Source organism: Phycicoccus sp., from assembly GCF_035325325.1.
Lineage (GTDB): Bacteria > Actinomycetota > Actinomycetes > Actinomycetales > Dermatophilaceae > Phycicoccus.
The window spans coordinates 22480-25326 of record NZ_DAOLAC010000018.1 but is presented as its reverse complement, the minus strand read 5'-3'; the positions used below and the strand labels follow the sequence as shown (position 1 = coordinate 25326).

2 protein-coding genes are annotated in these 2847 nt (G+C 75.7%); both read right to left on the bottom strand.

Features of this window, described 5'->3' with window-relative positions:
* Positions 1–1748: glycosyltransferase family 4 protein (locus PKA89_RS11905; protein ID WP_324419676.1), on the bottom strand; the 1748-nt coding region annotated here is incomplete at its 3' end.
* A 4-nt stretch (positions 1749–1752) separates the two neighbouring features.
* Positions 1753–2826, bottom strand: a complete 1074-nt coding sequence (locus PKA89_RS11900) for a glycosyltransferase family 2 protein (RefSeq protein WP_324419674.1) — start codon at positions 2824–2826, stop codon at positions 1753–1755.
* Positions 2827–2847 lie beyond the last annotated feature (21 nt).

Sequence of the window (2847 nt, the reverse complement as noted above, 5' to 3'; positions counted from 1 at the left end):
CGCAGGTCGGCGGGGCGGACGGCGAAGTCGGGGTCGTCGTCCCCGATCGGCACGGTGAGCAGCAGCAGGCCGCCCGAGCGCAGCGCCCACGATGCCTGGCCGACGACGTGGTCGACGTCGGAGGCGGTGCAGCCGCCGGGGTGCAGCCGCGCGACGACGTCGAGGCTCGCGGTGTCGACGTCGAGGACCTCGATGGCCGCGCGCCGCCCGGTCAGCTCCAGCTCGACCGGGGCGAACCCGAGGGCGCGGGCCCACCGCGAGAACGGACTCCCGCCGCCGGACTCGTCGACGACGACGCCGGTGCGCCCGCGGTCGTCGAGGACGCGGACGAGCGCCGCCACGGCGCCGAGCGCGGCCCACGCGGCGACCGGGTCCCGGGCCGCCCGCGGCAGGCCGAGCAGGCGGGCGACCTCGACCGCCTCGACCGCCTCGGCGTCGACGGTGAGCAGGTCCGTGGCCCGCAGCTCCTCGGGCAGGTCGACCGGGCCCAGCCGCAGGACGGGGTCGCGCCGGGCGCGCAACCCGGCGACGGTGGCCCGGACGCGGCCGAGCGCCCCGACCGGGACGACCGACGGCTCCGGCTCGTCGTCCGCGTCGGCCGGGGACGCGGCGAGCGACTCCAGGGCCCCGACGTAGTGCGCCCACGGACCGGAGAGGTCGGGCTCGCGCACCTGCTGGGCCAGCCGGTCGGCCGCACCCGGCTCGGCGAGGCGGCGCAGGGCGGCGACCAGGGCCTCGGGATCGGACGGCGGCACGAGCAGGCCGTCGACGCCGTCGCGGACCTGGCCGGGGAAGGTGCCGACCGAGGTCGCGAGGACCGGCCGGCCGTGCCGCTGGGCGAGGAGGACGTTCTGCGAGGCGGTCGCCGCGAGGTACGGCAGGACGACCACGTCGTGGCGGGCCATCAGCCCGGCGATCCGGTCGGCCGGCACGTAGCCGCCGTGCACCTCGACCCGGCCGCGCAGCCGCGGGTCGGCGGCCAGCTCGCGGACGCGGCGGCCGGCATCCCCCCACAGCTCGCCGGCCACGGTGAGCGTGACGTCGTCGACCTCGCGGAGGGCCTCGAGGAGCAGGTCGACGCCCTTGTAGTCGCGCACGATGCCGAGGGAGAGCAGCCGCACCGGGCCGTCGTGGGCGGGGCGTGGCTCCGGCGGGCCGCCGGGCAGGTGCGGCGGCAGGTCGACCTCGCGCACCCGCTGGGCGCCGAGCTCGGCGGCGAGGCCGGCCTGCTCGTCGGAGTGGACGAGCACGGCGTCGGCCCGACGGAGCAGTGCGCCCACGAGCGGTCGGTCCCCGGGCCCGGGCTCGTGGGGCAGCACGTTGTGGGCGACGACGACCACCCGAGGGCCGCGACCACCGCCCGCCCCGGCCGCCCGCAGCAGCGCGAGGTGGGCGGGCACCACGGCCGGCACGACGTGGACGACGACGACGACGTCGAACTCGCGCAGCCGCCGGCCGGCCCGCAGCCAGGTGTCGGGGCGCGCCCACGACAGGACGCGCAGGGTGCGCGGGAAGGGCTCGACGTCGGGAGCGCCGCCCGGCACCGCCTGCTCACCCGGGTAGAGGAACGCCGGGTAGAGGTGGCTCCAGGAGACGAGCGTGACGTCGTGGCCGGCCTCGGCCAGCTCGTGCGCCAGCGTCGTCGTGTGCGCCGCCACCCCGCCCTTGAACGGGTGCGTCGGGCCGACGAGCGCGACCCGCAGGGCCGCGTCCGACCCGCCGGCGGACGTCTCCCCCGCATCGGTCACGGTGTCAGACACCGTCCCTGGACCGCACGACGAGGTCGGAGAGCAGCGCCAGCGAGGCGATCATGATGCCGCTGACGACGAGGAGCACGGTGCTCGCCGGGAAGTAGAACGGGTGCCGGACCATGTCCACGACCGCCTTGACCAGCCCGATGGCGACCAGCCACAGCGCCGGCGGCATGAGGACCTTGAGCGGGTCGAAGTACATGACCATCCGCAGCACCTGGAGGATGTAGCGGTAGGCGTCGCTGACGAAGTGGAACTTGCTGACGCCGGCGCGCTTGGCGTACGTGGTCTCGACGTACCTGATGTCGTGCTGGTTGGACAGGAACGCGATGGTGATCGTCGTGACGCACGAGAAGCCGGCCGGGAGCAGGCGCAGGTAGGGCAGGGACACCTCGCGGCGGAACGCGCGCAGCCCGGAGTTGAGGTCGGGGATGCGGGTCTTCGTCAGCCACTCGGCGATCTTGCGGATGAGCCACTTCGCCGGCACCCGGGCCCACTTGTGCGTGCCCTCCTCGGTGGTGCGGGCGCCGACGACCTGGTCGTAGGTCGGGTCGTCACGCAGGATGCGCACGAGCTCGGGGATGCGCTCGTTCTCGTACGTCATGTCGGCGTCGGTCCACACGACGATCTCGCCGCGGGCCTGCTGGGTGCCGATCCGCCGGGCGGTGCCGGAGCCGCCGTTGCGCCGGAAGGGCAGGACCCGGACGTGCGGGTAGCGCTGCTGGGCACCGCGCAGCACCTCGAGGGTGTCGTCGGTGCTCGCGTCGTCGATGCAGAGCAGCTCGTAGGTGAGCTCGGACGCCTCGAGGACCGCCGAGACCCGGTCGATCTCCTGGAGCACGTGAGCGCCCTCGTTGAAGCAGGGGAGGACGACGGTGACGTAGGGGGCGGGACCGGGGCCGTCCGGGCCGTCCTCGATGACGTGGCCGCTGCTCGTGCGGGTCGTCGGCCGGCCGGCGGGGTCGTGCCCGCGCCCCGCCATCTCGCCGGTGCGGACGTCGATCTGCTCGGTCGGGGCGGCGTGGAGGGCGTCGTGGGTCGGGTCGCCCTGGGGCGCCGCGGTGTGCTCGTTCATCGCCCGCGAGCCTACCGGCGC